The 19,030-nt window shown below is 36.1% G+C and carries 31 protein-coding genes; 3 read left to right on the top strand and 28 right to left on the bottom strand.

The window, feature by feature from the left end; all coding sequences use genetic code 11:
* Nucleotides 1-57 precede the first annotated feature (57 nt).
* The 17 genes from LKW28_RS20510 to LKW28_RS20430 form a co-directional block, all read right to left on the bottom strand.
* The gene (locus tag LKW28_RS20510) at nucleotides 58-378 is read right to left on the bottom strand and encodes a hypothetical protein (RefSeq protein ID WP_229142285.1); all 321 of its coding nucleotides are present in this window, start codon (nucleotides 376-378) and stop codon (nucleotides 58-60) included.
* Between the two features lie 216 nt (nucleotides 379-594).
* Complete coding sequence (locus LKW28_RS20505) at nucleotides 595-816, bottom strand: hypothetical protein (RefSeq protein ID WP_229142284.1); 222 nt, start codon at nucleotides 814-816, stop codon at nucleotides 595-597.
* Between the two features lie 231 nt (nucleotides 817-1,047).
* Entirely contained in the window at nucleotides 1,048-1,551 is a 504-nt protein-coding gene (locus tag LKW28_RS20500; RefSeq protein WP_229142283.1) for a GNAT family N-acetyltransferase, read from the bottom strand.
* Between the two features lies 1 nt (nucleotide 1,552).
* Nucleotides 1,553-1,981, bottom strand: a complete 429-nt coding sequence (locus LKW28_RS20495) for a GNAT family N-acetyltransferase (protein ID WP_229142282.1) — start codon at nucleotides 1,979-1,981, stop codon at nucleotides 1,553-1,555.
* A gap of 50 nt (nucleotides 1,982-2,031) precedes the next feature.
* Complete coding sequence (locus tag LKW28_RS20490; protein WP_229142281.1) at nucleotides 2,032-2,853, bottom strand: glycerophosphodiester phosphodiesterase; 822 nt, start codon at nucleotides 2,851-2,853, stop codon at nucleotides 2,032-2,034.
* Between the two features lie 103 nt (nucleotides 2,854-2,956).
* Entirely contained in the window at nucleotides 2,957-3,418 is a 462-nt protein-coding gene (locus LKW28_RS20485) for a DUF3291 domain-containing protein (protein WP_229142280.1), read from the bottom strand.
* Between the two features lie 122 nt (nucleotides 3,419-3,540).
* Nucleotides 3,541-4,053: a DUF4352 domain-containing protein gene (locus LKW28_RS20480; protein ID WP_229142279.1), complete on the bottom strand. Its 513-nt coding sequence runs from the start codon at nucleotides 4,051-4,053 to the stop codon at nucleotides 3,541-3,543.
* 221 nt (nucleotides 4,054-4,274) lie between these two features.
* The gene (locus LKW28_RS20475) at nucleotides 4,275-4,571 is read right to left on the bottom strand and encodes a TIGR04104 family putative zinc finger protein (RefSeq protein WP_229142278.1); all 297 of its coding nucleotides are present in this window, start codon (nucleotides 4,569-4,571) and stop codon (nucleotides 4,275-4,277) included.
* Nucleotides 4,572-4,621: 50 nt separating this feature from the next.
* On the bottom strand, nucleotides 4,622-5,125 hold the full coding sequence (locus tag LKW28_RS20470) for a hypothetical protein (protein ID WP_229142277.1): 504 nt from the start codon (nucleotides 5,123-5,125) through the stop codon (nucleotides 4,622-4,624).
* A gap of 13 nt (nucleotides 5,126-5,138) precedes the next feature.
* The gene (locus tag LKW28_RS20465; RefSeq protein WP_229142276.1) at nucleotides 5,139-5,300 is read right to left on the bottom strand and encodes a hypothetical protein; all 162 of its coding nucleotides are present in this window, start codon (nucleotides 5,298-5,300) and stop codon (nucleotides 5,139-5,141) included.
* Nucleotides 5,301-5,436: 136 nt separating this feature from the next.
* Nucleotides 5,437-5,991: a DNA topology modulation protein FlaR gene (locus LKW28_RS20460; protein WP_229142275.1), complete on the bottom strand. Its 555-nt coding sequence runs from the start codon at nucleotides 5,989-5,991 to the stop codon at nucleotides 5,437-5,439.
* Nucleotides 5,992-6,234: 243 nt separating this feature from the next.
* Nucleotides 6,235-6,732: an NUDIX hydrolase gene (locus LKW28_RS20455; protein ID WP_229142274.1), complete on the bottom strand. Its 498-nt coding sequence runs from the start codon at nucleotides 6,730-6,732 to the stop codon at nucleotides 6,235-6,237.
* A gap of 53 nt (nucleotides 6,733-6,785) precedes the next feature.
* Complete coding sequence (locus LKW28_RS20450) at nucleotides 6,786-7,259, bottom strand: NUDIX domain-containing protein (protein WP_229142273.1); 474 nt, start codon at nucleotides 7,257-7,259, stop codon at nucleotides 6,786-6,788.
* 16 nt (nucleotides 7,260-7,275) lie between these two features.
* Complete coding sequence (locus LKW28_RS20445) at nucleotides 7,276-7,635, bottom strand: hypothetical protein (protein WP_229142272.1); 360 nt, start codon at nucleotides 7,633-7,635, stop codon at nucleotides 7,276-7,278.
* 65 nt (nucleotides 7,636-7,700) lie between these two features.
* The gene (locus tag LKW28_RS20440; RefSeq protein WP_229142271.1) at nucleotides 7,701-8,045 is read right to left on the bottom strand and encodes a hypothetical protein; all 345 of its coding nucleotides are present in this window, start codon (nucleotides 8,043-8,045) and stop codon (nucleotides 7,701-7,703) included.
* A 163-nt stretch (nucleotides 8,046-8,208) separates the two neighbouring features.
* The gene (locus LKW28_RS20435; protein WP_229142270.1) at nucleotides 8,209-8,538 is read right to left on the bottom strand and encodes a rhodanese-like domain-containing protein; all 330 of its coding nucleotides are present in this window, start codon (nucleotides 8,536-8,538) and stop codon (nucleotides 8,209-8,211) included.
* Nucleotides 8,539-8,553: 15 nt separating this feature from the next.
* Nucleotides 8,554-8,820: an adhesin gene (locus tag LKW28_RS20430; protein WP_229142269.1), complete on the bottom strand. Its 267-nt coding sequence runs from the start codon at nucleotides 8,818-8,820 to the stop codon at nucleotides 8,554-8,556.
* Between the two features lie 143 nt (nucleotides 8,821-8,963).
* Here LKW28_RS20430 and LKW28_RS20425 point away from each other — a divergent pair, with 143 nt between their 5' ends.
* Nucleotides 8,964-9,320: a DUF3888 domain-containing protein gene (locus LKW28_RS20425; RefSeq protein WP_229142268.1), complete on the top strand. Its 357-nt coding sequence runs from the start codon at nucleotides 8,964-8,966 to the stop codon at nucleotides 9,318-9,320.
* A gap of 18 nt (nucleotides 9,321-9,338) precedes the next feature.
* Here LKW28_RS20425 and LKW28_RS20420 read toward each other — a convergent pair whose 3' ends face one another.
* The 4 genes from LKW28_RS20420 to LKW28_RS20400 form a co-directional block, all read right to left on the bottom strand.
* On the bottom strand, nucleotides 9,339-9,992 hold the full coding sequence (locus LKW28_RS20420) for an HAD family hydrolase (protein ID WP_229142300.1): 654 nt from the start codon (nucleotides 9,990-9,992) through the stop codon (nucleotides 9,339-9,341).
* Nucleotides 9,993-10,142: 150 nt separating this feature from the next.
* Entirely contained in the window at nucleotides 10,143-10,328 is a 186-nt protein-coding gene (locus tag LKW28_RS20415) for a DUF2187 family protein (protein WP_229142267.1), read from the bottom strand.
* Nucleotides 10,329-10,491: 163 nt separating this feature from the next.
* Nucleotides 10,492-11,427 carry an NADP-dependent oxidoreductase gene (locus LKW28_RS20410; RefSeq protein WP_229142266.1) on the bottom strand — a complete coding sequence of 312 codons (936 nt, stop codon included), beginning with the start codon at nucleotides 11,425-11,427 and terminating at the stop codon, nucleotides 10,492-10,494.
* A 431-nt stretch (nucleotides 11,428-11,858) separates the two neighbouring features.
* Nucleotides 11,859-12,644 carry a class I SAM-dependent methyltransferase gene (locus LKW28_RS20400; protein ID WP_229142265.1) on the bottom strand — a complete coding sequence of 262 codons (786 nt, stop codon included), beginning with the start codon at nucleotides 12,642-12,644 and terminating at the stop codon, nucleotides 11,859-11,861.
* Between the two features lie 151 nt (nucleotides 12,645-12,795).
* On the opposite strand from LKW28_RS20400, the gene LKW28_RS20395 reads away from it, so the two are divergent.
* Nucleotides 12,796-13,536 (top strand): class I SAM-dependent methyltransferase, encoded by a 741-nt coding sequence (locus LKW28_RS20395; RefSeq protein ID WP_229142264.1) that lies wholly within the window; start codon nucleotides 12,796-12,798, stop codon nucleotides 13,534-13,536.
* Nucleotides 13,537-13,606: 70 nt separating this feature from the next.
* Here LKW28_RS20395 and LKW28_RS20390 read toward each other — a convergent pair whose 3' ends face one another.
* From LKW28_RS20390 to LKW28_RS20360, 7 genes are all read right to left on the bottom strand, one after another.
* Nucleotides 13,607-13,939 carry a hypothetical protein gene (locus tag LKW28_RS20390; protein WP_229142263.1) on the bottom strand — a complete coding sequence of 111 codons (333 nt, stop codon included), beginning with the start codon at nucleotides 13,937-13,939 and terminating at the stop codon, nucleotides 13,607-13,609.
* Nucleotides 13,929-14,237: a hypothetical protein gene (locus LKW28_RS20385; protein ID WP_229142262.1), complete on the bottom strand. Its 309-nt coding sequence runs from the start codon at nucleotides 14,235-14,237 to the stop codon at nucleotides 13,929-13,931. Before LKW28_RS20385 ends, LKW28_RS20390 begins: the two co-directional genes overlap by 11 nt.
* A gap of 71 nt (nucleotides 14,238-14,308) precedes the next feature.
* Nucleotides 14,309-14,761 carry a GNAT family N-acetyltransferase gene (locus tag LKW28_RS20380; protein ID WP_229142261.1) on the bottom strand — a complete coding sequence of 151 codons (453 nt, stop codon included), beginning with the start codon at nucleotides 14,759-14,761 and terminating at the stop codon, nucleotides 14,309-14,311.
* A gap of 24 nt (nucleotides 14,762-14,785) precedes the next feature.
* Nucleotides 14,786-15,823 carry a serine hydrolase domain-containing protein gene (locus LKW28_RS20375; protein ID WP_229142260.1) on the bottom strand — a complete coding sequence of 346 codons (1,038 nt, stop codon included), beginning with the start codon at nucleotides 15,821-15,823 and terminating at the stop codon, nucleotides 14,786-14,788.
* Between the two features lie 34 nt (nucleotides 15,824-15,857).
* Complete coding sequence (locus LKW28_RS20370; protein WP_229142259.1) at nucleotides 15,858-16,424, bottom strand: nucleotidyltransferase family protein; 567 nt, start codon at nucleotides 16,422-16,424, stop codon at nucleotides 15,858-15,860.
* Between the two features lie 35 nt (nucleotides 16,425-16,459).
* Nucleotides 16,460-16,636, bottom strand: coding sequence for a hypothetical protein (locus LKW28_RS20365; protein ID WP_229142301.1), 177 nt, complete (start codon nucleotides 16,634-16,636; stop codon nucleotides 16,460-16,462).
* Between the two features lie 422 nt (nucleotides 16,637-17,058).
* Nucleotides 17,059-18,228, bottom strand: coding sequence for an MFS transporter (locus tag LKW28_RS20360; protein ID WP_229142258.1), 1,170 nt, complete (start codon nucleotides 18,226-18,228; stop codon nucleotides 17,059-17,061).
* Between the two features lie 185 nt (nucleotides 18,229-18,413).
* Here LKW28_RS20360 and LKW28_RS20355 point away from each other — a divergent pair, with 185 nt between their 5' ends.
* Nucleotides 18,414-19,016, top strand: a complete 603-nt coding sequence (locus tag LKW28_RS20355) for a LysE/ArgO family amino acid transporter (RefSeq protein WP_229142257.1) — start codon at nucleotides 18,414-18,416, stop codon at nucleotides 19,014-19,016.
* The last annotated feature ends 14 nt before the right edge of the window (nucleotides 19,017-19,030 follow it).

The following is a 19,030-nucleotide window of genomic DNA, read 5'->3' as shown; positions in this document are numbered from 1 at the left end:
AACACAGGTACCCCAAATTACACAACGTTCGATTTAGGATTTTTTATCAAATTTCCATTAATTTAAAAGCCCTGCATAATACAAGACAAAATACATTCCAAAACATAAAATCGAACTGATTAAAAATGGACTGATTTTTAAAGTCATTTTTTCGTGCTGTGGCTTGTACCTGCCGAGCAGCAAATCAAAAACGGCTACTTGAGTATTTTTTGATAAAACATCGCCAGTGGAACTCATTAAAAATGCAAAAATAATAAATATGCAGGAGCCAAGGAACATGGTGTTGACGAGGTTTGTATCATAAAATAGGGAGATACCAAAAAGGACACTTAACTCGAAAACTAACACTACAAACACAAGGATCATATATTTTTTCAACGAACCCACTCCCTTCTCTATACATTTACGTAAAATATTGGCAGGGGTTTCAGATTTTTCACATTTTTTATTCAATAAAAAAAGCGCTAATCTGACAAGATCAACGCTTTCGAAGTTTTGTTTAATGATTAGATGAACCACTTTAATTAGCATCTACTTCCTGCTTTAAAAAGGAGCAAAGCGTTCATCCATTCGGACCAACGCTTTCATACCGGGTTATTGTTTACCTCTTTTAAGTTCTTCTACAATATATCTTACACCTAGAATCGTACAAAGGATAACAGTAAAGATTAGCGTTACTAATAATGCATACGTTTGTAGGTGATAGGATGACTCAACCGAAGAATAGCCCATATTGGACAGAATAGGTGCTACTAGAAAAACACTGATAAAAAATAGGGCAATTGTGCTGAAAAGCGAGGTTCCTATTGCTTTCATGGAAAATACTCCTTTCTATAAGGATATTTACCTATATATATGAAGCTGATGATAATAATTGCTCCAAATTCGTTCAAGTGTAATATGCTGATCTTGTTTTAATATATATACATCGGCCATTTTAAGAATGAATTGGTTCTTCAACTCCCCTGACGAGCATCCACCTACCGTTTGTTAGCTGCCAAGTCTCTATCGTGAATAGCCTTGCTAGTGTGATTCCTGCTTGGATAATCACACCTTTGAAAGTTTGGACATATAAAATTCATCGACATATACACCATTGATTAATAGAGAATGTCTTTTTGTACCTTCGATTTCAAATCCCATTTTTTTATATAAGGATACAGCTGCCACGTTTTGAGTCACAACGGTTAATTCCAGCCGATGGATTTGGTGAGTTAACGCCCATTTTTCCAGTTCATAAAATAATTGGGTACCTACCCCATTACCTCTTGATTCTTTCAAAATCCCAATAACGATGTACACAGAATGTTTGTTTCTCCTTGCATTGCCGCCAATCGCCATTAAGAAGCCGATTAATTTCCCTTCTTCCTCAGCACCAAAAATCGTTGAGTTCTCATCTGACTCGATTCTTTCTATCATTTTTCGTTGCTGATCGGGATTTGCTTTTCTTTCTCCCGCTTCCCAAAGCATATATTCTGAGCTTTCTTCAACCTGCTGTTTGAGCTTAACAAATTCCTCCGCATCAGCAGGTGTAATTTCTCGAACTAGCAATCTACTTCTCCCCCTTATTTATTAAATCCTTCTCCATGATAACGTAGGATTTTCCGCCTTTTGTAAAAGTTACGTTGGTTTCTTGTAATCCAAATTTTTTATAAAAACCTATCTTATTCTGCCTGGCATTACACCATATTTTCTCTAGGTTACGATCCTTTGCTTCTTTTATCACATAGTCTATCAATCTACTTCCATATCCTTTACCTTGTTCATTTTGAAGCGTCGCAAACTTACGAAATTGAGCCTCTTTATTATTTATAAAAAGAGAGATAACAGATATCAGCTTGTCCTGTTCCAAAAGACCAAAATGAATCCCTACATCATCATCTTTTACCTTTATGTAATCAAAGTCCTTGTCTGGCCACATGACCTTATGCCGGATTTCCCAAGCTTTTTCCTTATCGATCGTTGTAATAATAGTTTCCATTGTTCCCTCCTTATGGGACATAGGGACAGGTACATTGTCCCCGTGTCCCGCTATAATCCCTTCGTATACAGGATGTAATCTGTAAAATAACCATCAACTTGGAGTGTTTTCATCCGTGTTTGTTCTGCTTTTTGCGTTTTCTTATTTATAAAATAAACATGCACTAGTTTCCCATTTTTGTGAAGGTTCTCTACAATTCGGCGCGTGATGTTGGTTGATTCAATACCTACAATTGGGTAGTTTGATGAAATAGCCTTATTTAAATCAAATTTCCCTTTTTTTATTAATAGGGTAAGTGGAAGATCAGGTGCTAACGAGTGAATCTTATCTAGACTTTTGGTAGAGAAGGATTGAAGGATTACCCTGTCTTTATCAAGGAGGTTATATTCCTTTAAGAGTTCAAGTAATTTCTCCTCCATAACTAACTGATTATTCACGAGCCTTGTTTCAATATAAAAATTCTCCTTTTTAGAAAAAGAATCAAAGATCTCTCGCAAGCTTGGTATTTCTTCTGTTACCTTCTTATTATTAAAATTCGACACCGTTTTGAACTTTTTTAGCTCATTCAATGTATAATCAGAAACCTTGCCCGTTCCGTTTGTTGTTCGATTGATGGTTTCATCATGCATGGCTACAAGTTCACCATCTTTTGTCATCCGCAAATCAATTTCTAAATAATCCACACCGTCTTCAGAAGCAATTTTATAGGCCGTTAATGTATGTTCATTATACCGATCATTTGCTCCTCTATGTGCAATGATTGTATGTTCATGTGTAATCAGAGGTTCTTCATAATGTTCTGTCATGGCTAATGCTATGGTGGCAAAACCGATACTTATTAACAATGTGAGGATCAAATATCGTTTTATCAAACTAAACCTTCCTAACGTTTTTTAATAATTCTATATGATTTACATTTCCCATAAATACTCAATTTATTTAATCAAGAAAAAAGCAACCACACAAGAGTCTCTACTAGTTTAGCAGGCAAGTCTCTCCTTTTTCATCAAAAGCGTTCTTAAAATCAAATGCAAAAGGAGAAGATCCATGTTGAATATAATAATCGTATCTCTTGAAAGCCTCCTCCCAAGAGACATCCTTCACCTTCTCTGTCCACCACATGACATATGAAAGGTGTTTCTCTTGATTAGGCTCCATCCATTTGTTTCTATTTCTTAATGCTTGACTATGCTTACCAGAATAGGTAAACCGATATAAGGTCTGTAAGCTTTCCCAAACGGTTAAGGTTAAGACAGGATAACCTATTCCTTTAGCTTCTATGAATGGCACTCCCTCTGATGAAAGATCCTCTATTAGATACCCTGATAAATATGCCTGACGCATAACTTTATATCCCATTTCATAAAACTCACGAGATGCAGGGTGGTCATATGGGTGACGTAACCCTCCTACGGTATAAATTGACACAAAAGCCATACACAGCCCTCCATTTACAGTCTAGAATAGTATATTCAAGTTAAAAGGGTTCTTATGACTTCATTCAAATAAATCCACTCCCGATACGAGAGTGGATTCAAGAATTATAGATATATGAGTTCTTATTGAAAATCGTCAGCGGATAGACTCCATTCTAGTTTGTTAGGATCTGTTTTTCCGCCGAGCAAGATTGTATACGCTTCGGATTCCCTCGCATCAAATATAATTTCACCCGTTATGGAATCGCCTTCCTTCATTTCCCCTGAAATTTGGGTACCAAAACTGAATTCCTTTCCGGCTGTTACATTGTTCCAGTTAACGACGTCATCTACAAAGATTTTAAATGGTAAAACTTTTTCAACTGTTACCGCTGTTGATGTTCTGCTTGTTATGGTTGCATTCGCAACCACGTATGTACCTCTCAAAGCCGTTTCACCATCTCCACCTTTTTCATATTTCACACTGTTTAGCGTTACCTCAAAATCACCTGATGTCGTTTTGAATAGGCCTGTTTCACCAATGGTTAAGGTTCCATCCTCACTAATTCCTTCTCCAGCTGTTTCTGTACTCCCCCCACAAGCACTGACCACTAACACCAATAAAACAAGCACGAACCAAAGACTAATTTTTCTCATTCCCCAAACCCCCTTTTTATATTTAAAAATTAATAATATTCAGAAATATTATATCAAAAGTCTTGTATGAAAGAAAGCTAATACATGCCATTATCACTAAAAAAGATTGTACTGAAACGCAGCATATAAAAACATCAGCATTTCAGCCTAAATTATATGTGCATTTACTTTAGTAGCTGTTAAAAAATAGGGTCACTTACAAAGTTATCGTCTCCCTGGCTTTAGAATAAAGGCTCTTCATGATTAGCTGTTTCAAGATAAAAAGGATAGATGACTATAAAAAGAGTAAAATAACCAAACAGAATAAAAATTGTGGCTAGTTGAGAATCAAAATAGGAACTCAGAAGAGGCAATATAGGTGCAATAAACACAATAGCAGCTGTTCTCTTTCTAGTGCGGGAGGAAATATATTGATTTTCCCCACAATAGGGGCAGATCATTGTTCTTTTAAATGTTAAGGATGTTTTAAGGGTTTGTTTCCAACCCCATGTTTCATTACACTTCTGGCAAGTAGGCATGTAACTGACCCCTTTCATATTAGTAAAGGCTATTCAAACACACTGGTCATTCACTCTAACCCCCTAATTTTTTCGGTTGTTCTTGTTTCACGATTTCCACTAAGATAGATAATTGATGCATTTTCAAAACTAGTTGAATCGTTTCTATCTACTTCGACTACAACCGTTCTAGGTGTTGCATCAGCATTACACGAACCACCTTTTCCTCTAAAATAAAAATTAATTTCTTTTTTATAATCATTCACAGTTACATCCTTTAATTTATACGGACAACTGCCCGATTCTTGAATACTCACAAAATAGTAGTCATACGTTTCAAAATCCCCTTTAGGAGGTTTCTTCTTCATCGAATAATAATCCCAAGCTTTGGTTAGTTGCTCCGCATCTGTGACTCTATGTACTAAAGAAGTAAAATTAGGGGATTCGTTTGGTCGACTTCCTATTTCGTGTATATCAGACGGAGCCGTTTTTTCACTCGCGACAACTTTTCCTAAATCAGAGGAACACCCTGTTAACAAGACTAAGAGGAGAGCCCCCCACATTAAGTTTTTCAATACCGATGTCCCCCTAACCACTCTTGACATTTGAATCCTTTATCTCTTCTATCTTTTTATCAATCTCGTTCAGCTTGTTTGTGACATTCTTCATAAAATGGGCGACTCGTGAAATTAGATAAATGATTAATATGAAAAAAACTAAATTTAATACTGCTGAAATTGGATCAAACATACCTTGACCTCCTGAAACTATTTATAGCTTTTCATGGACTCTCCTAATTCTAGAACTTTTTTCGAACTTGCAGCTTTCCATCCTTCAACAATTGTTGTGTTCATGCAAACCTGTCCACATTTTTACGTTGATAGAATTATTCATTATTTTCTCCTTTAGCCCTAGTTGAATACATGTATTTAATTGTTGTTCTTAATGGATGCCTGTCTTCAATAATTAAAATTTTATCTTTATAAACTTCATACTTATTCAGGAAACTTGGCTTCCCCATCTCTTCAAAATGGCGGTTCCATTTGAACATTTTGAGGAATATTTTCCAGGTTGGTTTGTAATTTGAATGTTCCAATCGGAGCTTTTGTTTCAGAAACCTTTTTATGATGCGATAGGTTCGGATTGAATAACTGGGATCTAGAAAGAGTATTAGATCAGCATGATAGAAACTACTTGATACCCAATCTTCGTTATGTACCCCTTCAATAATCCAGCTTTCCGATTGAAGAATCGAGTTGAGATACTCTTCTCTCTCTTTTTCGGTTCTCCTTATATCCCCAGACTTGTCCCTTATCCAGACAACATTGTCTAGTTCATAAAACGGGATATTCAATTTTAAAGAAAGATGTTTCGCAAATGTTGTCTTGCCGCTTCCGACCGAACCAATAATGTGGATTCTCTTCGGGATTTTATTTTCCAAATCCAACCACCTTCCATAATATGTATATTCGATATCGACAGGATTTTTCCTTTAACACGGAGAAACCTTTTTCAATTTTAGAAGGAGTAATAGTGGGAATACCTTTTACATAGGATTGGGCAACAAGCATATTTTCATCATAACCACAAATTAAGCGGAATTTTCCCTTTAATTTATCGACTTGAATGGGCAGAAGCTTGTTAAATAAAAAGCGTTAATCAATTAGATTAGCGCTTCGTTATCTTATCTATTTAGAACAGGTTCAACCAAGTGGATTCTTGAGAAATCCACAACATCGTCTCCATCGTATACAAATCGATGTTCATAATTCGTTTCGTCATTAAGAATCTCGTGTACAAAGTACTTTAGATTAGCCAATCCTACATTTTTCGGATGCAAAATCCAGGACAAGTCTTTCCAATCCAAAATACCTTCATCGGTTTTTAGTGGAGTCTTGTATTCACTGGCTTCTGGTAACTCGGCTACAAATACATACATACCATCCAAATATGAATGTGTAGGGTTTGTCCAGGTAATGTTACCCTTATGCCAAACATTTTTAGGGTTCATCTCAATACCCGTTTCCTCCCTAATTTCTCGAATAATACATTCGAATGGGGTCTCACCTTCTTCTAGCTTACCACCAACACCATTCCAGATTCCCATCCACTCAGGGGACTCCCGATTGAGCAGCAGTATTTTATTTCCTTGCTTGATAAAACAGATCGTATACGAATACATTTGAAATTCCTCCGTGTAATAGACTCCTAGTATATATTTCAACGAAAGTGCCGTTAATTATTATTTACTAACAAATGCTCTTCAATTAAATCAATGGTCTTTTTATCGGTAACGAAGTTAAGAAGATGATCTTTGATATTTGGATATAGAACAATGTCTTGCAATTTAGATAGCGGAATCCATTTAACATCCGTTTGATTTGGATCCGGGTTACTAGGAAAACTTGGTGTAAAACTTTCTTTTATTTCACACTCAAATAATAGAGATAATGAATGTGTTTCACCATATTTATTAGAGTTACTATGAGGAGCATATTCATAAACAAACGCTAATGGGCCGACTTCGACATCAACTGATGCCTCTTCCATTGCTTCCCTTTGAACTGCTTCAATCACTGTTTCATTAGGCTCAACCCCACCAGATGGCAAATTATAATGAAGGCCGTTTTCATCTTTAAACTCAACTAAAAGAATTGAATTGTTTTCAATTATCACTGCCCCCGCTCTTACACGTATGTGATAGGTCATGACACCATTCCTTTCGTTATTTTTCCCCAACTATTATTTCAAGTAGCACTTCTGAGTCTTCTTTGTTAAGTTGAACATACTCATCGCTACCCCTTTTTAATTCTAGACTGTATTTATTTTCCCAAAGCTCATATAGCACTGCTTTAGCCTCAATATTAGGGTTTTTAAATTGAAAGATGAATTGGTAATCAGGGGGCCGATTCATCTCTACTTTTGCTTTTTCCCAATCCGCTTCATTTAATATTTTTTTCACCTTCTGAACTTGATCGTTATCGGTTATTTTCTTAAAATCCTCATAATTATTTTCATTGCCTATGCGCTTTTGGATATCTATGTATTGATCTTCGTTATCTGGATTGCTTAAACACCCTGTCATCACAGACAGTATCAAAATGAATAAGATAGCATGTTTTATGACCCTTCCCCCTTAACTTTGTAAAATTAAAACGAGGAACAGAGGCTCCTTAACGTGTGCAGTCTTCCGGTTAAGAGAAATAAATCGTTGTAATTCCGCTCCACATATTCCTCAATAACGTCCAATCCCTTTTTAACATCATCGACTAATAGGTTGGTGTACTTTGCATTCCAAGAAAATCGATTTATTCTCCGCAGTTCAGCTGCATTAAGCTGGAACTTAAATTCTTCAATTAACAGCTTGACCTGATACCATTTATCGGGATTTTCCACATAGCTTTTATGTTTATTATCATAGTTTTCTTGAACAAATTGAATAAAGCCTTCAATCTGTTCGGCCAGCATGGTCGCAATTCGCATCTCGTAACTCATTCTGCCATCTCCCCTCTGATACAAGACTTAAATTAGGAGAACTCATCGTAAGTAATTATATGTATCTATTATACAATCATGAGGAATTCTGACTACAAAAATTCAATCGTTCCCTTCCACAAAAAGACGATTGCCTTTATTTTAGCAATCGCCCTCGGTTGTCTTATTTCGATTTTAAGTATTCTTTCCAAGCAGTGATTCCGCCTTCTAACACAGCAACTTTATAATCGTGATCTGAAAGAATGTTCGCACATTTGGTTGCAGAGTTTCCTGTTGTGCATGTTACGATTATTTCTGTTTCCTTTGACAAAGAATCAACCGGCTTGTTAAAATTAAAAATTTCGGTCTTATGTATGTTTTGACTCTCAATGGTAGGACCTTCTATATGGAAATCATTGTACTTCTCCTCGTCTCTTACATCTAAAAGGACAAGTTTTTCTTGCTCATTCATTCTCTGGAACAATTCATCAGGTCTAATCTTTTTAAGGGGCATTTTGGGTTCCTCCTTTTACGAATAACTTCCTGGACCTTTTAATACTAATCCAACACCATTTTCATTTTCTTCTTTGTCTAACGTTAAAATTTCAGTTCCTGTTACACTTGGATCGAAAGCTACTTTGATTCCTTTAATCGTTTGAACCCGGTCAAATTCATGTGGCTCTTCTATCGCTAAAGCAATTTGCGGTCCATCACTGTCACTTGGAACGGTGTAAAGGCGAATTCCCATTGCACCCGATTTTTCCAACAATTGCTTTGCTTCATCAGTTATGTACATCGATTTCTCCTCCTAAACAACTATACCCTTATTATAATGCTTAATAGCGTCAGACCCAAGCCTTGAAACATAATTATCGATAGGGATAAAGAAATGATTCCAAGGCAAGATAAAAGTAAAAAAATATTGGGGGTGTATGTAAATTGAAAAAATCAGTACTTGGTTCTTTAGTAATCGTGTTGTTATGTATTTTTCCGAGTTCCTCTTTTGCAGAAAGCCAAGAGGAATTGCTTAACGATACTTTTCTAATTACTTTATCCCCTCATATCACCAACGCTGTTACTGGCCACTACGGGGAATTAAGGCTCTATACCGATGAAAAAGTGATAAGCATCACCAGAAGTAAAGAGGGGGGAAATGATTTTGATGTGATCGTAACAATTACACCATTTGTAGGCGCACATAATCCTATTGGGATGGACACGTTAACCATGAATATTACTCCAGCAGGTGTTATCGTTACAAATTACAAACATGAAAAATACCAAGAAAAAAGGTAAAACAACTCCTAATTATGTTTATAAATAGCTTAATAATCTATCAAAGGAATCAATCTCAGCATACGGTTTTATTTCGGTATCATTCTTAATCCTATGCGGGTTAAACCATATTCCTTTTATATTTGCATTTTGACAACCGCCCATATCCTTCTCTAGGTCATCACCAACAAATAATGCAGCTTCTGGTTCCACATTAAGCTTTTTTAATGCTAATTCAAAAATACGTTTATCAGGTTTACTAAGTCCCACTTCTTCAGAAATAATGATTAGTTCAAAACAGCTATTTAAATGAGTGTTCATTATTTTAGCTTTTTGCCTCTGAGTGGAGCCGTTTGTTATAATTGCTACTTTTACTTTCGTCTTTATAGCATTTACGATATCAATAATATTTGGGTCTATTGAAAAACATTGAGGAAAATGATGATTCCAAAAATCTTGAATGTCCTTGTTTGGCAATCTATGTTTTGGTGGAAATTCATCGAAAAATGCTTCTAAGACCTTCGTTTTATCGCTAACACCATAGCTTCTATGATCATAGTCTTTGAATTTCTCTAACATTTTGGTCTTTACTGAATCCTTAACATCCCCATACCATTTTTCTAAAATAAGTAAAAACAATTTATCTACTGCCTTATCCCTGTTCAGCAAGGTATCATCTAAATCAAATAGCATTGCTTCTAATCCATTCAAATATTTCACTACCTTCCCTTATTTCTATTAATAATCCCTAGTTCGCACCTTTTACACTTGTTTAATAAGTTCAACAAAAATATGCGATAATCCTTCTTGGATCATCGCACACGTCATTCTATATATACTTTTTCACTTCTTCTGATTATTTACTTTATAATTTTTATGATTGACTATGGTTGTTATGGGTTCGTCTTTTTCTTTATTGTATCCGTACTCAACAATTACAGAATTTTCTCTTACAACCGTAACCTTACCCTCATAGCTTTTCCCTTCACGCTTAAATGAAATATTGTCCCCAATATTAGCAGTTGCCATTTTATCACCTCTGAACTTATTATTATCAGCAGCGATAAAAAAATGCAGGAACACTAAAAATACAAGTTGTAATTATTTCGTATTGACGTACAAAGTTCGGAAAAGTAAGGTACTTTTTAAACTTAGTTAAATGTAATATACGGTTAATAATTACTGTCCCCCATCATTTAACTTTAATTACGATTTTTCCTTTTGCATGATTTGTTTCACTTAACTCATGTGCTTTTTGTAACGATTCTGCTGAAAAATCAAATACACTACCCACTTGAGGCTTAAGTATTCCTTTCTCAAGCAATTCGCCTAGTTCACTTAGCTGTTTACCATTTGGCGTTAACCAATAGGAGCTCGCCGTTACTTGATACTTTTCTGTTAATGCTGGATCAGGTTGTCCGGCAATAGTTACTAGTCTGCCACCAGGTTTTAATATTTCGAAGCTCTTATTTAAAATATCGCCACCCATAGTATCAATGACCACATCATAATCACTTAATTCTTCTTCGAACTTTTGCATACGGTAATTAATAAACTCATCTGCCCCCAGTTTTTTTACATAGGTTTCATTTTTTTCACTCGCTGTTGTAGCAACATAGGCACCTAAATGTTTTGCCATTTGAATGGCCAAACTTCCTACACCACCAGCACCAGCGTGTATGAGTACTTTATCTCCTCGCTTGACTTTAGTTTTATCTACTAAGCACTGCCAAGCAGTAAGGCCTGCTAGTGGAATAGAGGCAGCTTCTTCAAATGTTAAGTTACCAGGCTTTTTGGCAAGCAATTCTTCATCCACAGTAGTATATTCGGCATATGTACCTTTTGGGGTCGTATCAGGTCGCGCAAAAACTTCATCCCCAACCAGGAAATCCTTCACTTCATCACCGACTTCCACTATTTTACCAGCAACATCCCAACCAAGGATGATAGGGAACGTCCAATCAAGCATCTGCTTCAAATAACCCGCACGAAGCTTCCAATCAATTGGATTAATGGATGTTGCATAAACCTCAACTAGTACTTGGTTTGCTTTAATTTCTGGTTTCGGCAACTCCTGCTCTACTAACACATTCTTACTGCCATATTCATTGATAACAACTGCACGCATCAATCGCACTCCCTTTTACAAAATGTATGTAAGCTAAGTATTTGTTTCTTTCCGAGAAGTCATCCCTTCTCGACAGAATTTGATAAAAACTAAACCAAGTCAGTAAACAATTACAATTAAAAAGACGATAATCCTTCTTGGATCATCGCACCTTATAGTTTTTGTTCTAGTTCACACTTCTGACGTAAGTGATGGCGAAAATGCATACCGACAAGATCGAACCACTCCCTCGCGTTTAGCCAGCCAAAACCTCCATGTTCAACTTTGTAATTCGGATTAATTGCACCTACCTTAGATTCCCATTGCCTCAACCTCTGCATTACCTGATCTAACCTACCTATAAGGTCTTCTTTACTATCAACTTCAAAATAACTATTGATTAAACAAGTCTGCCTATTTAATTAATAGCTTTTTGGATCTATCCCCTTTTATTATGTCAGCTTCCGAAACCGTAAAATAAGAACAGGCGGAATCTCATTCCACTCAAACTTATTGGTTTCTGTTTGGAAGCTGGGCTCCTCCATACCGTCTAGTACAAAATTGGATTCAAAAAATAGATTCAGATAATACGATAATGGGCGATGAAACATGAGATGTGGAATCGATTGGCCTTTTATTCCAATCGCTTTATAAGGTACCGGAGTGAGATATTTCGAGATCTGGATACTGTTAGTGGTGACCACATGCCCATTTCTATCTTCCGTTTCCGTAATTTTTCGAACACCTGGTGGTTGAAAGCAAGGATGTGTAATAGAAAAAACTAAAATTCCATTGGGCTTTAACATTTTATGTAGGGACTTTACTAATGGACCAATGTCCGCAATATCCATTAATGCCATATTGGCGACGGCGCTATCAAATTTTTCAGATCCTAGTTCGGCCAATTGCTCGTAATACGTGGCATCTATCACTTTGAAATTGATTTGATTCATGTATTCCTTTGTTCTTATTTTTGCTCGTTCTATCATGTTTGCAGAGTAATCAAATGCAACAACATGTGCTCCTAATTCTGCTAATCTCTTTGAAAAATTCCCATTGCCGCACGCAATGTCTAAAATGGTCTGGTCTGTTCTCACATTTAATAGTTTTTCAGTATAAGGACGGATCAGTTCTCGGTGAAATCGATTGCTCTCCTCCCCCATATAATCATCCCAATGTTCCGCATTCTGTTCCCATCTTTCTTGAGATTCCTGGATAAGGTCTTTCCATTCACTCAACGAGCATTCTCCTTTCATGGGTCATGGGGACAGGTTCATTGTCCCACATTAACTTGTTATTACTAAATTACGAATATATTCTATGTTCTTACAATACATGGTAAAATAGCCAATAGCAATGATTATAATGGTGTGAAAGGGGATTGGTTTTATGGAATTTAGAGGGGCAAGCGCATATGACCAAGAGGATTTTTTTAGAAACTATATGAAGCGTCGGGGCAGAAAGGATAGTCCCAATAATGCAATCGAAAGTCCGGTCGTCTATGAACTGATCGGTGATTTTCAGAATAAAAGGATTCTGGATTTAGGTTGTGGGGATGCTTCATTTGGTAAAGATTTACTCCATCAGGGTGCATCTTCATACATTGGTGTTGAAGGGTCTGAACAGATGGTTAAAGCTGCAATGCTTAATTTGGACAGTTCAGGCGGAACAGTTATACACGAATCCATGGAGACATACAGATTCCCTTCAAACGAATTCGATATTATTACTTCCCGCTTTGCAATTCATTATGTTTCAGATATTCATACCCTTTTTCAAAATGTGTATAAATCATTAAAAGAAAATGGAAAATTTGTGTTTAGTGTGCAGCATCCCCTCATCACCTCTTCTTTCATAAGTAAACAAACAGGCGAGAAGCGTGAGAACTGGGTTGTTGATGATTATTTTTTAGATGGCGAAAGAAAGGAAACATGGATTGGCCAGATTGTTGTCAAATACCATCGGACCATTGAACAGTATTTCCGTAAACTGACAATGTCTGGTTTTAAGCTCGTTGACTTGCGTGAGGGAACTCCTATGCTTGAGCATTTTTCCAATGAAGAAGAGTTTAAAAGAAGGCAGCGGATTCCGATTGTGTTGGTGTTTTGTTGTATGAAGTTAGCGGAGTAACCGGTGAAATTATCACGTTCGACTATATTACTAATTATGAAATGATCCACAATCTATTTGCTATCTGCCCTTAAAGCGGGTCTGTATCGTGTTCGCCAAAAAAAGTTTTAAGGGCAAACCCTGTTAAAGCAGAATAACAGGCATCAACCAAAACCAAATTTTCTTCATCAAGTACTTGATAGACTATAATTACATTATTGATGTAAGCCCAATAATATCCATCAAATTCAAATCCACGATTATCAACAAATCCCAATGCCTTATCTTTTGGCTTCAGAGCCAGTTGATCTTTTGAATTTCGAAATACAAGTTTTGGATTTATCTTAAAGGGTTGCATTTCCGCAAGTCTAACCCTCGCCTTAATCCCCCATACTACCTCATAACGTATTTCATTACTTGTCATTGTTGACCTCATCTATCAACTTGTCGAATTCATTTTCATCGCCGCTATAATATGAAAAATCCCTATCTCTGTTTTTTCTTGCGTCTCTTAATTGGTCCAGTACATCCTCATTTGAAAAGATTGCTTTTGTTATTTTCGCTTTTTGGTCTTCTGTAAGGTTACAATCGTCACCCTTCCCATTGGCTTCTGTTAAAGTGAGGTAATACGCTTTATTTTCTGTGATAAAGGTGTATTGGTTATTGTCTGTCTTAATTGCCTCGTGCACTGTTCCATCATTGTTTTTAACATATATTTTCATTTAGAAACCGCCTCCTTTTTATATTATACCTAGAATTTGTTCTGTATCATAATCATACTTATAATTTTTATTTATAACGCCGATACGTATATTCGTGAGCTGTCTCCCCAAGGATGGTAGCCTGTGCCGATATGCTTAAACCCATATTTTTCATATAATCCGATATGATCTGTACAGAGGTATAGGTTCAAAAAACCACCTTTTTTTGCATCATTCTTAGCTCGCTCAAGCAAAACTGCACTATAATTATTTCCTCTATATTCCTCTTCAATATATACAGCGCACACCCAAGGATACAGGTCCATTCGGCTAATAAAATCATTTGTAATCAATCCTGCACAGCCAATTATTTTATCGTCATCCATCAAGAGATACCATTGAGGCAATGGATTTGGGCTCGTAATGCAATGTTCAATACAATCTTCATATACCTTCTTGCTTTCCTCACTTGCCCATTTACTTTGAAAATAGGTGATCCCACTTTTCATATATTCAGGATTTTCTTTAACGGATATGACTTTCATTTCCGAAACCTCCATTCAATCTTGTTACATTTCTAGGGTCCTGTATATTTCACCGATAATCCCATCCAGTTGATGAACCCCTAATTCAGCGTTCGTCATGATCACAGCACCGCTCTCTTGATGGGGAAATGCGGCCATCATACATTGAAATCCTACTCCCCAACCAAGTGAAGAAATTTCAAGTTCTGTTCCTTCACCGCTTAAAAACACTCCTAATCCACACCACTCCTTGCCCCTTTGAGAGCTTATCATTTCCTTTGCTAAACTTGCAGAAATGCCGATTTTACTTTCATCTTTTAAAGCATTCATTAATTCAAGAACCAATCGTGCGAGGTCAGTAGTAGTTGTCCAGAGTCCTGAAGCCGTTGGGTATGCATAAATCGGATAGTTTCCAGCTACAACTACTCCATTTCTGTTATGTCCACTAGAAAAGTTTTCATTTCCTATATCCGTGGTTTGCGTTACAAATAGGCTATCTTTCATCCTTAATGGATTAAATACAAGTTCATTCACAATCTGGTTAAATGGCTTTTCTGTCACGTCTTCAATCAACTGTTGAATTACACAAAAGCCTGCATCCGAATAATGGAATTCACTTTCGGGTTCATATTTTACTGCTATTGGCTCGTGGCAATAAGGTGTTTTTCCCGCTAACAAATCGACCATTGAAGGAATACCTTTCCCTGATTTCAGCTCAGAAAAACTATGTTTAGGATCCACAATTCCAGATTGATGGCTAAGCAAGTTTCGTAAAGTAACCTTTTTAGTTTTAGTGTATTCATTTTCAGGTACGTTCCAGGTTTGTAGTTTTGAGTTTACATCTTCATCTAAATCGAGATAGCCACAATCGGTTAAGTTTATAGCTACTATTCCGGTTAAAAACTTACTGATTGAACATGCACTAAAAATGGAATTTTTGGTAACATATTTAGTCGTACCTGCCTCTAAGACACCATAGTTTTTTATTGCACTGATTTGCCCTCTTTCAATTAAGGCAAGACTCAAACCAGGCACATGATAATGATTCATAAGCTCTGGTATATTCATATTTTTTAATTTCATAGATTGAGTCCCCTTTACCCATCGAAAAAATATTTTATATATGATGAACCTTTATCTTAGGCCAAATTGATTTCCAGTTTTTCTTAATTATGCGCTCCTCATAAATCGCAATCCGTGCTTTCGTTTCTGTAAAAAACGCTGTGGGCTTTACTTCCAAATTTAAAACATCCTCTAGTCCACAAGGAGCCGTCAGAATTACCTTTTCTGTATCGTCTATTTTTACCCCAAGAGCAGTTGCTGTTTCAGGAAATTTTGAAATGGCATCAACAGCCGATGTATAAGGGGGAATCTTGTTTACGACGTGCATTCTTGCTTCATTTTTTACCGACCATGGAATGTCAGGAATTATACTTCTTAATTTATCTTCAAAGAGCTTCTCTATTGACTCTTCCAAGTTATCCTTATCAAAATATATAACATCTACATCAGGTGTATTGGTTCTTCCGCTAAAATCATGTAATGTATCCCATATTTTTGAGCGTACAAACCCTGCACAAATCCACCAATCAGGCAATTGTAATGATTTAGCAGCCTTTAGTATTTCCATCATCCTATCATCTTCGGAAATTAGTTTTATAACATCTTCTTCGTTTCTTAACATTATTACCTCTCTATGCATGATTTTTTATTCGCATATTAATCTTGCTTGTCTGCGTTATTTTGTTTGTAAATTTTTTTAAGCGTGGAGTTGATATTATTTAAAGCTAGTAATATAAACCCTAACATGATAAATGTGACTATTTCACCGGTAAAAAAAGATACAACCCCTAAAACCATGAAGTAAAAGCTATACCACCAATTGTTCATTTTCATTATTTGCCTCCATTTTTGCTATGTTAGTAAAGTAAATCATCATGAAAATATTGTGAGAAAAATAATCAATAAAGCCATGAATATAATTAAGATGGAAGAAGAAGTTTTCCTTTTTTCAACCAACCACTGAACCGCATAAATGATTAGATTTAAAGCGATTAAAATATGTACAATTTTTATTAACCAATCAAATCTTGAATTTGTAAAAATGAGTATTACCAATAATGCAGGAATTATTGAAATCACAATTTGTATTTTATCTAGTGTGGTAAAGCGCTTTTTGATTCGTAATCGATTATTTTGTTCCAATTTATATCACCGTCTTCTAAAATTTGGCATATACTTCTTATTCTCCTGATCTTTTTGAAAACCTTCTTTAAAAATGCAAAAAATATAAATAAAAAGAGCACGATTTGAATAACTCAAATCGCACTCTTTGTTTTGTAAGTATTCTTTTCCTTACTTTTAACCGAAATGACTACGGTAATGAATGATAAGATGATAAAGATTCCGCCCGCAAATGGATTTACTTCAACTGACAGTGTATCTACAATTCCTGCTCCAATTACTGAGCCAACCGCAACACCCAAATGAAGGGCTGAATTATTCAAGCTTTGCTGAATTTCCGAAGATTCAGGTGCGATCTCAATCAAATAGGATTGCATCGCTGGCGAGATTGCCCAACTGAGAATCCCCCAAACAATAAGGACGATGAGAAATATCGGAACGATATCTGTTGTATATGGAAATATAAAGAATACCGCACTAAAGACAACTAGAGAAATTACCATCGTTTTTCGGGATCCAAACAAATCTGCCATCACACCGCCAAGCCCTCCGCCACTTACTGCCACAAATCCAAAAATGAAATAGATGATACTTATCCAAAAAGCGTTAAAATCAGTGGTTAGTTCTAAATAAGGCTTAAAATAAGCATACATAATCGTATGACCTGTCATATACAGAAATGTTGTCGTTAGCCCTAACGTAATTTTGTGTTTTTTTAATGCTGCTAGTTGTTGTCTCAATGGGATTTGAGGTTTAGGATTTATACGTCCCATAAATAAATGTACACCGATAATCGATAAAGCCGTCAATACAGTAATAAGTACGAATGGTGCTCTCCAGCCAAAATTATTACCCATAATCAGCCCGATTGGCACCCCTAAAACCAACGATGCACTTACTCCCATAGAGACAATCCCAATCGCTCTACCTTTATATTGTTCACTAACTAAGCTAGGGGCCATCACTAAACATAAGATAATTAATAACGCACCACTAAACGCTAAAATAATTCTTCCGATAAACAAAATAGAAAAAGTTGGCGCAAATACTGTTACGATACAACCAACTAAAAAGATATATAAACAAACCAATGTTAGCCGTTTTCTTTCGATTTTAGCTGTCATGACAAGAAGTATTGGCGATGCAACTGCAAAAATGACAGCAAAAACAGTGATCAGCAAACCAACTTGTCCGATGCTCACATTTAAATCTTCTGCAATTAAGTCTACAATCCCACTAATGATCAGTTCAACCATCCCAATGATAAAGGCTATGATCATTAAAAAATATATACGTTTATCCATGTTGTCTTCCTTCCTAATGAAATCCTACATTCTATACTGTCTGTTGATGAAAGTATACTCAAGAATAACATATTAAAATTGAAAAAACTCAATTACATTACTCTTAAGAGACTGGAAAATATACGAAATTTCAGTAGTAGATTTCTATGCGTCATAGTAAGATAGGATAGGAAAGGATTGATATAATGGAAGCGATTCTGCATGGAATCATCTTAGCATTCGGACTTATTTTACCCTTAGGGGTCCAAAATGTATTTGTTTTTTCACAGGGTGCTACACAGACAAAACTACTTCGAGCCTTTCCTGCGACCATCACAGCTGGATTATGTGATACACTTTTAATTCTTTTAGCTGTATTTGGTTTATCCGCTATCGTTTTACAATTTGAATGGCTGCGGATTACCCTGATGAGTGCCGGGATTTTATTTTTACTTTACATGGGATATGCGATTTGGCGGTCTGAGCCAACTGAAAATGAAACGAACCAAGCCTTACCAATCCGGCAACAAATCATTTTTGCTTCATCCGTTTCATTGTTAAATCCCCATGCCATTTTAGATATCGTCGGTGTGATTGGGACAAGTGCACTAAAATATGTTGGAACAGATCAAATCTTATTTACCGTTGCTTGCATTTTCGTTTCATGGATGTGGTTCTTTGGATTAACGTTTGCTGGTGCAGTTATGAAAAAGATAGATGGTACTGGGGTTTTAATGAAGATATTCAACAAATGCTCTGCCATCTTTATCTGGGGAACAGCGATTTATCTGTTGATTGGGTTGGTGTGATACATCTCCAATAG

Origin of the sequence: Bacillus sp. REN16 (genome assembly GCF_020731355.1) — a bacterium.
Classification (GTDB): domain Bacteria; phylum Bacillota; class Bacilli; order Bacillales; family Bacillaceae_L; genus Ferdinandcohnia.
This window is presented reverse-complemented; position numbering and strand designations above follow the sequence as displayed.

Excerpts from the sequence above, each read along its gene's own strand:
- LKW28_RS20415 (WP_229142267.1), bottom strand. The coding sequence starts at position 10,328 with ATGGCAACTGCTAATATTGGGGACAATATTTCATTTAAGCGTGAAGGG.
- LKW28_RS20370 (WP_229142259.1), bottom strand. The coding sequence starts at position 16,424 with ATGTTAAGAAACGAAGAAGATGTTATAAAACTAATTTCCGAAGATGAT.
- LKW28_RS20485 (WP_229142280.1), bottom strand. The coding sequence starts at position 3,418 with ATGGCTTTTGTGTCAATTTATACCGTAGGAGGGTTACGTCACCCATAT.
- LKW28_RS20445 (WP_229142272.1), bottom strand. The coding sequence starts at position 7,635 with ATGACAGGGTGTTTAAGCAATCCAGATAACGAAGATCAATACATAGAT.
- LKW28_RS20455 (WP_229142274.1), bottom strand. The coding sequence starts at position 6,732 with ATGTATTCGTATACGATCTGTTTTATCAAGCAAGGAAATAAAATACTG.
- LKW28_RS20495 (WP_229142282.1), bottom strand. The coding sequence starts at position 1,981 with ATGGAAACTATTATTACAACGATCGATAAGGAAAAAGCTTGGGAAATC.
- LKW28_RS20395 (WP_229142264.1), top strand. The coding sequence starts at position 12,796 with ATGGAATTTAGAGGGGCAAGCGCATATGACCAAGAGGATTTTTTTAGA.
- LKW28_RS20410 (WP_229142266.1), bottom strand. The coding sequence starts at position 11,427 with ATGCGTGCAGTTGTTATCAATGAATATGGCAGTAAGAATGTGTTAGTA.
- LKW28_RS20440 (WP_229142271.1), bottom strand. The coding sequence starts at position 8,045 with ATGAGTTACGAGATGCGAATTGCGACCATGCTGGCCGAACAGATTGAA.
- LKW28_RS20430 (WP_229142269.1), bottom strand. The coding sequence starts at position 8,820 with ATGTACATAACTGATGAAGCAAAGCAATTGTTGGAAAAATCGGGTGCA.
- LKW28_RS20475 (WP_229142278.1), bottom strand. The coding sequence starts at position 4,571 with ATGCCTACTTGCCAGAAGTGTAATGAAACATGGGGTTGGAAACAAACC.
- LKW28_RS20360 (WP_229142258.1), bottom strand. The coding sequence starts at position 18,228 with ATGGATAAACGTATATATTTTTTAATGATCATAGCCTTTATCATTGGG.
- LKW28_RS20375 (WP_229142260.1), bottom strand. The coding sequence starts at position 15,823 with ATGAAATTAAAAAATATGAATATACCAGAGCTTATGAATCATTATCAT.
- LKW28_RS20465 (WP_229142276.1), bottom strand. The coding sequence starts at position 5,300 with ATGTTTGATCCAATTTCAGCAGTATTAAATTTAGTTTTTTTCATATTA.
- LKW28_RS20480 (WP_229142279.1), bottom strand. The coding sequence starts at position 4,053 with ATGAGAAAAATTAGTCTTTGGTTCGTGCTTGTTTTATTGGTGTTAGTG.
- LKW28_RS20505 (WP_229142284.1), bottom strand. The coding sequence starts at position 816 with ATGAAAGCAATAGGAACCTCGCTTTTCAGCACAATTGCCCTATTTTTT.
- LKW28_RS20365 (WP_229142301.1), bottom strand. The coding sequence starts at position 16,636 with ATGAAAATGAACAATTGGTGGTATAGCTTTTACTTCATGGTTTTAGGG.
- LKW28_RS20380 (WP_229142261.1), bottom strand. The coding sequence starts at position 14,761 with ATGAAAGTCATATCCGTTAAAGAAAATCCTGAATATATGAAAAGTGGG.
- LKW28_RS20450 (WP_229142273.1), bottom strand. The coding sequence starts at position 7,259 with ATGACCTATCACATACGTGTAAGAGCGGGGGCAGTGATAATTGAAAAC.
- LKW28_RS20355 (WP_229142257.1), top strand. The coding sequence starts at position 18,414 with ATGGAAGCGATTCTGCATGGAATCATCTTAGCATTCGGACTTATTTTA.
- LKW28_RS20435 (WP_229142270.1), bottom strand. The coding sequence starts at position 8,538 with ATGCCCCTTAAAAAGATTAGACCTGATGAATTGTTCCAGAGAATGAAT.
- LKW28_RS20390 (WP_229142263.1), bottom strand. The coding sequence starts at position 13,939 with ATGACAAGTAATGAAATACGTTATGAGGTAGTATGGGGGATTAAGGCG.
- LKW28_RS20420 (WP_229142300.1), bottom strand. The coding sequence starts at position 9,992 with ATGCTATTTGATTTAGATGATACCTTGCTGAACAGGGATAAGGCAGTA.
- LKW28_RS20385 (WP_229142262.1), bottom strand. The coding sequence starts at position 14,237 with ATGAAAATATATGTTAAAAACAATGATGGAACAGTGCACGAGGCAATT.